Source organism: Mesorhizobium sp. M7A.F.Ca.CA.002.05.1.1, assembly GCF_003998335.1.
Taxonomy (GTDB): Bacteria; Pseudomonadota; Alphaproteobacteria; order Rhizobiales; family Rhizobiaceae; genus Mesorhizobium.
The window spans coordinates 1-7,137 of record NZ_RZQI01000245.1 but is presented as its reverse complement, the minus strand read 5'-3'; the positions used below and the strand labels follow the sequence as shown (position 1 = coordinate 7,137).

At 63.4% G+C, this 7,137-nt stretch carries 6 protein-coding genes; 5 read left to right on the top strand and 1 reads right to left on the bottom strand.

The window, feature by feature from the left end:
- The 4 genes from thrC to EN939_RS14635 all read left to right on the top strand — a co-directional run.
- On the top strand, positions 1-940 hold a 940-nt coding region (gene thrC, locus EN939_RS14650), incomplete at its 5' end, for a threonine synthase (RefSeq protein ID WP_127268575.1).
- A 14-nt stretch (positions 941-954) separates the two neighbouring features.
- On the top strand, positions 955-2,247 hold the full coding sequence (locus EN939_RS14645) for a M16 family metallopeptidase (RefSeq protein WP_127268574.1): 1,293 nt from the start codon (positions 955-957) through the stop codon (positions 2,245-2,247).
- Between the two features lie 15 nt (positions 2,248-2,262).
- Positions 2,263-2,859, top strand: coding sequence for a GNAT family N-acetyltransferase (locus EN939_RS14640; RefSeq protein ID WP_127268573.1), 597 nt, complete (start codon positions 2,263-2,265; stop codon positions 2,857-2,859).
- Between the two features lie 3 nt (positions 2,860-2,862).
- Entirely contained in the window at positions 2,863-5,751 is a 2,889-nt protein-coding gene (locus EN939_RS14635; RefSeq protein ID WP_127268572.1) for an EAL domain-containing protein, read from the top strand.
- 5 nt (positions 5,752-5,756) lie between these two features.
- Here EN939_RS14635 and EN939_RS14630 read toward each other — a convergent pair whose 3' ends face one another.
- Complete coding sequence (locus tag EN939_RS14630) at positions 5,757-6,365, bottom strand: YqgE/AlgH family protein (RefSeq protein WP_023808594.1); 609 nt, start codon at positions 6,363-6,365, stop codon at positions 5,757-5,759.
- Positions 6,366-6,535: 170 nt separating this feature from the next.
- Between EN939_RS14630 and EN939_RS14625 the strand changes: the two genes are divergently transcribed.
- The coding region (locus EN939_RS14625; protein WP_127268571.1) for a protein-disulfide reductase DsbD domain-containing protein at positions 6,536-7,137 on the top strand (602 nt) is incomplete at its 3' end.

The window sequence follows — 7,137 nt, the reverse complement described above, 5'->3', positions numbered from 1 at the left end:
CGGTCGCAGCCGGACCGACATCTTCATCCTTTTCCCGCACGGCCGCGTCTCGCCGGTGCAGCAGCGGCAGATGACGACGTCGACGGCTGCAAACGTCCATGCGCTGGCGATCGAAGGCAATTTCGACGATTGCCAGGGACTGCTCAAGGACATGTTCAACGATCACGGCTTCCGCGACCGGGTTGCGCTTTCGGGCGTCAATTCGATCAACTGGGCCCGGATCATGGCCCAGATCGTCTATTATTTCTCCTCGGCGCTGTCGCTCGGCGCGCCGGACAGGCCGGTCTCCTTCACCGTGCCGACCGGCAATTTCGGCGATATCTTCGCCGGCTACGCCGCCAAGAAGATGGGCTTGCCGATCGAGCGGCTGGTCATCGCCACCAACGACAACGACATTCTGGCGCGCACCTTTTCGACCGGCGAATACCGCACCAAGGGCGTCTTTGCGACCACGTCGCCGTCGATGGATATCCAGGTGTCGTCCAATTTCGAACGCCTGCTGTTCGAGGCCTCCAGCCGTGACGCGGCGACCGTGCGGCGCTACATGGACGGTCTGAAGCAGTCCGGCGCTTTCACCATCGAACCCCAGCAAATCGCCGGGATGCGGTCGGAATTCGACGCCGGCCGGGCTGATATGGACGAGGTCGCCGCCACCATCCGCTCGACGCTCGCGGCCAGCAACTATCTGCTCGATCCGCACACCGCGGCAGCTGTACATGTCGCTGCGGGCAAGGCGTCAGGCGCCGTCCCGATGGTGGTGCTGGGTACCGCACACCCGGCAAAATTCCCGGCCGCCGTCGAAGCCGCCAGCGGCGTGTCGCCCGCACTGCCCGCATGGCTAGGTGGGTTGATGACATCGGAGGAAAAATACACGGTACTTCCCTCCGACCTGAAAATGGTGGAAGATTATGTCGGCCGCCGCGCGCGGGCGGCGCGTTAAGGAGTACTAGCCATATGGGTGTTGAGGTAAGCCGTCTGTCGAACGGCCTGACAGTCGCCACCGAAACCCTTCAAAGCATCGAATCGGTTGCCCTTGGTGCCTGGGTCAAGTCGGGTGCCCGCAATGAACGTGAGGACGAGCATGGCATGGCCCATCTGCTCGAGCACATGGCGTTCAAGGGCACGAAAAGGCGGAGCGCCTTCGAAATCGCCTCGGAGATCGAGGACGTTGGCGGCGAGATCAACGCCGCCACCAGCGTCGAAACCACTTCCTACTATGCCAGGGTGCTCTCCGACGACGTGCCGCTGGCCGTCGACATTCTTGCCGACATCCTGCAGGAGTCCGAATTCGACCCGCAGGAACTCGAGCGCGAACAGCATGTGATCCTGCAGGAGATCGGCGCCGCGCACGACACCCCCGACGACATCGTCTTCGACCGCTTCACGGAAACCGCCTATCGCCATCAGACGATTGGACGCTCCATTCTCGGCACGCCCGAAACGGTCAAATCCTTCACCTCCAAGCAACTCCACGACTTCATCGAGCGGCAATATGGCGCCGAGCGCATGGTGATTGTCGCCGCCGGCGACATCAAGCATGACAATTTCGTGCGCGAGGTCGAAAAGCAGCTCGGCGGCTTCCGCAGCAAGGCCGACAGCACCATCCCGCAATATGCGCAATATGTCGGCGGCGATTTTCGCGAGGACCGCGACCTGATGGACGCGCAGATCGTGCTGGGGTTCGAAGGCCGGGCCTATCATGTGCGCGACTTCTATGCCTCGCAGGTGCTCTCGATGATCCTCGGCGGTGGCATGTCGTCGCGCCTGTTCCAGGAGGTCCGCGAGAAGCGCGGCCTGTGTTATTCGGTCTATGCCTTCCATTGGGGCTTTTCCGACACCGGCGTCTTCGGCGTCCATGCCGCGACCGGCCAGAGCGACATCGCCGAACTGGTGCCTGTCATTATCGACGAACTGCAGAAGGCCGGCGAGAAAATCCTGCAGGAAGAACTCGACCGGGCGCGCGCCCAATATCGCGCCGGACTGATCATGTCAGCCGAAAGCCCGGCCAGCCGCGCTTCGCAGATCGCACGGCAACTGCTCCTGTTCGGCCGGCCGATCGCCAAGGAGGAACTGATGGAACGGCTGTCGGCGCTGACGGTCGAGCGGCTGACCGATCTATCGTCGCGTTTGTTCTCGACCAAGCCGACGCTTACCGCTGTCGGGCCTGTGGGCACACTGGCGCCATACGAGGCGATCCTCGAATCGCTCGCAGGCACGCAGACCGCGGCCCGTAAGCTCGCCGTCTAAGCCCCTCGAAGCGTCGTGTTCGCGCTCCCTTTCTTTCGCCGCGACCTGCCGGCGCTGAAAGGCGACCGCGTCACGCTGCGCGTGCCGTTCACCAACGACTACCGCGAGTGGGCGGTGGTGCGTGGCGAAAGCCGCGCCTTCCTCGAACCCTGGGAGCCACGCTGGACTCCCGATGAACTCGACCGCAACGCATGGCGGCTGCGCATCAGCCGCTACCGCGAAGATTATGCGCAAGGAACCGCGATCGCCTTCTTCATCTTCGAGAAGAGCAGCGGCAAGCTTGCCGGCGGCATCACGCTCGGCAACATACGCCATGGCGTCTCGCAAAGCGGCCATGTCGGCTACTGGATCGGCGAGCGCTTCGGCGGCCGCGGCCTGATGACCGACGCGGTCAAGGTGGTGGCCCGCTTCGCCTTCGATACGCTGAGGTTGCACCGGATCGAAGCGGCCTGTATTCCCGACAACATCAGGTCGATCCGCGTGCTTGAAAAAGCCGGATTTCGGCGCGAAGGACTGCTGCGATCCTACCTCAGGATCAACGGCATCTGGCAGGACCACTACCTCTACGCCCGGATCGCGGACGATCCGCCGGGCGTTGGAACGAAGGACTGATTTTTGACGAATTTCCTGCGAAACGGGTCGCTGTTCGCCTTTGTCCTCGCGACACTCCTGACGCTGTGGGCGGCATCGTCGGCCTTCGCCGTGGAGCCGATCAAGATCGCCCGCGACGACGTCGCGCTCGACCTTTCCGGCGCCGTCGAGATCTACCGGAACCAGGGCGAGAATTTCCAGGTGTCGACCGCGCCGGGTCCGGACGGTATCGTGCGGCGCATCGAGGTTGAGGCCAATGATGCCCGTTCGACCGGCGACTGGGCGGTGTTCGCGCTCGCCAACACCACCGACCAGCAACTCGACCGGCTGATCGTCGCACCCCATTTCCGCCTGGTGAATTCCGGCATCTTCTGGCCGGATCTCGGCTCGACCCGCATCGCCGCCATCACGCCCAGCGAAGGCTTCGCGCTCGACCGCCAGACCAGCCCCGATGCCGACGTTTTCCGGGTGACGCTGAACCCCGGCACGGTGATCACCTTCATCGCCGAACTGGCCTCGCCGAAGCTGCCGCAGGTCTACCTCTGGGATCCGGAATCCTACAAGGACTCGGTCAATTCCTACACGCTGTTTCGCGGCATCGTCATCGGTATCGCAGGCTTGCTGGCGCTGTTCCTCACCATTCTTTTCGTGGTCAAGGGAACCTCGATGTTCCCCGCGACCGCCGCGCTTGCCTGGGCGGTACTGGCCTATATCTGTGTCGATTTCGGCTTCCTCAACAAGGTCATCGAGATCTCGCCCGGCAATGAGCAGATGTGGCGGGCGGGAACGGAGGTGGCGCTGGCTGGAACCTTCGTGGTGTTCCTGTTCGCCTATCTCAACCTCAACCGATGGCACGGCCATTTCAGCTACGGCGCACTGGTCTGGATTCTCGGGCTGGTGCTGATCGCCGGGGTCGCGATCGTCGATCCGGCGGTTGCCGCCGGCATCGCCAGGCTGTCCTTCGCCGCAACCGCACTGACCGGGCTTGGCCTGATCATCTTCCTCGGCATACGCGGCTACGACCGTGCCATCATGCTGGTGCCCAGTTGGGTCATGGTGCTGTTGTGGCTATGCGGATCGTGGATGGCGATCACCGGCATGCTCGACAACGACATTGCCCAGCCGGCCCTGGGCGGCGGGCTGATCCTGATCATCCTTCTGATCGGCTTCACAGTGATGCAGCACGCCTTTGCCGGCGGCGCCCTGCACCAGGGCCTGTTCTCCGACCTCGAGCGGCAGGCGCTGGCGGTGGCCGGATCGGGCGACACGGTCTGGGATTGGGACGTGCTGCGCGACCGCGTCGTCACCAAGCCCGATGTCAGCATCCAGCTCGGCCTGGCACCGAACAGCCTTGGCGGCGCGGCCCGCAACTGGCTGCCGGTGCTGCATGCCGACGACCGCGACACGTTCCGCACGACGCTCGACGTGGGGCTCGAACACCGGCGCGGCCGGGTGTCGCAGAATTTCCGCCTGCGCGGCGCCGACGGCCACTATCACTGGTTTTCACTGCGCGCACGCCCGGTCATCGGCTCGGACGGCGAAGTCATCCGCTGCGTCGGCACCATGGTCGACGTGACTGAGCAGAAAAAGTCCGAGGAAAGGCTGCTGCACGACGCCGTGCACGACAATCTGACCGGCCTGCCGAACCGTGAACTTTTGATGAACCGGCTGGAAGCGATCATCTCGATCGCGCGCACCGAAGAGAAGGTGCGGCCGACCGTCTTCGTCATCGACATCGACCGTTTCAAGCAGGTCAATGACGGGCTCGGCATCTCGGCCGGCGATACCATCCTCTTGACCATCGCGCGCCGCCTGCACCGGCTGCTCAAGCCGAAGGATTCGCTGTCGCGCTTTGCCGGCGACCAGTTCGCTTTGATGCTGCTGTCCGAACAAGACCCGGCCCGCATCGCTGCGGTCGCTGATGCCATAAAGCATGCCATCAACAACCCGATCACCTTCGCCAAGCGCGAGATCGTGCTGACCGCGTCGATTGGGCTGATCACCTGGAATTCGCCGCAGATGTCGGCCGAGGACATGGTCAAGGATGCCGAGCTTGCCATGCACCAGGCCAAGCGCTTCGGCGGCGACAGGATCGAGCCGTTCCGTCCGGCTTTCCGCACTGTCGGCACCGACAGGCTGCAATTCGAATCCGACCTGCGCCGCGCCATCGAGCGGCGCGAATTCACGCTTGCCTACCAGCCGATCGTGCGGCTCGAGGACGGCAGTGTCGCCGGCTTCGAGGCGCTGCTGCGCTGGGACCACCCGCGCCGCGGCATGATCCCGCCGGCGGATTTCATCCCGGTAGCCGAAAGCTGCGGTCTTATCGTGCAGCTCGGCCTGTTTGCCATGCAGCAGGCGGCGGAAGATCTCGCCAGCTGGCAAAAACAGATCGGCGACGCGCCGCTGTCGGTCTCGGTCAATTTGTCCAGCCGCCAGTTGATCCGCCGCGACCTGGTCAGCGACGTCCGCTCGGTCATCGCGCGGGCCAATCTGAAGCCGCGCTGCTTCCGGCTGGAGCTCACCGAATCGCTTGTCATGGACAATCCCGAGCAGACCGCCCATGTGCTGACCAAGCTGAAGCAGCTCGGCATCGGCCTGTCGCTGGACGATTTCGGCACCGGCTACTCCTCACTGGCCTACCTGACGCGTTTCCCCTTCGACACCATCAAGATCGACAAGAGCTTCGTCGACGACAACACGCCCAAGCGCGCGGTGCTGCTGAAATCGATGGTCAACATGGCGCATGAGCTCGGCCTGTCCGTCGTCGCCGAGGGCATTTCGGACGAAAGCGATGCGCTGGAACTGCGTCAGATGGGCTGCGAATATGTGCAGAGCTTCATGTTCGGCGCCCCGATGCCGGGCGACCAGGTGCTGAAGACGCTAAAAGAGCAGTATCCGCTGACGCAAGCGTGAGCGGATCAGGCGTGCCCGGCCGCCAGGCTGAGATGCGCAAGGTCGATACCGATCGAGGCGAGGATCCGGTCGTATTTGCGCTCGATATCGGTGTCGAACAGAAGCTCGGCATTGGCCGGACAGGTCAGCCAGCCATTTTCGGCGATCTCGGTCTCCAGTTGGCCGGCGCCCCAGCCGGAATAGCCGAGCGCCATCAGCGCATGACGAGGCCCGCGGCCGGACGATATGGCGCGCAATATGTCGACGGTCGCCGTCAGGCAGATGTCGTCGGAAACGGTCAGCGACGATTCCACCCGATAGTCTCCCGAATGCAGGACGAAGCCCCGGCTGCGGTCCACGGGGCCGCCATTGCGCACGACGAAATCGCGGGCCTGAGCCGGCAATCGGATCGCCTCCTGCTCGTTCATGATGCCCAGTTGCACGAGCAAGTCCGGAAACAGCATCTGCTGCGTCTGGTTGATGATCAGGCCCATGGCGCCTTCATCGGAATGTGCGCAGACATAGATGACCGAGCGCGTGAAACGGTCGTCCTTCATGCCGGGCATGGCAATCAGGAACTGATCGTCGAGAAAGCCGCGACTGGCGACCGTCTTCTTGTGGCGCAACAAGTCCATGAAGGGAGCGTAACGCGTTTCCAAAGCGCCGAAAAGATGCGCCGTGCTGGATTCGACCAAAGCTTGTGGCGGCGGCTCGAACATTCTTCTCCCTCGAAGTCACGCAAATATGATACCGGCAAGGCCATGAAATCATTGCGCGGCCACGAACGGACGATCAAATCACCGCCATGCGAAGCTTGAAAATCCTGCTGCTCGGCGCCGCCATCGGATCGGCAACCGCTCTTCCCGCCGCCGCCTCCTCATCGGCGTGGTACAACAGCGAAGGCGGCAAGGTCCGGCTGGTGACCTCAGGCAAAGCCGACGACACCGGCCGCATCCAGGGCGTTCTCGACATAGCGCTCAAGCCCGGCTGGAAGACATATTGGCGCGATCCGGGCGACGCGGGCGTGCCACCGCAACTCGACATTTCAGCCAGCACCAACATCGCCGACGCAGCGCTATCGTTTCCGGCGCCGCAGCGCCATGACGACGGCTATGGCAAATGGGCAGGCTACAACTATCCGGTTTCTCTGCCGGTGACATTCACGCTGGCGGCGCCGAACCAGCCGGCGTTGATCGATGCCGACATCTTTCTCGGCATCTGCGAAACGATCTGCATTCCGGTGCAGACGCGGCTGACCGTCGACCCCGCCTCCGATCCGGACAATGCCGAGGACGCAGCGCTGGTGAAGGCGAGTTTCGCGGCGCTACCAGCGCCCGCGAGGTCCGATTTCGGCATCGCTGTGCTGCCGGGCGACCACGAGACGCTGATTGTCGAAGCGAGCTTTCC

What these genes read in the sequence shown, in the direction of transcription:
- EN939_RS14645 (WP_127268574.1), top strand. Translation starts at nt 955, where the DNA reads ATGGGTGTTGAGGTAAGCCGTCTGTCGAACGGCCTGACAGTCGCCACC.
- EN939_RS14630 (WP_023808594.1), bottom strand. Translation starts at nt 6,365, where the DNA reads ATGGACTTGTTGCGCCACAAGAAGACGGTCGCCAGTCGCGGCTTTCTC.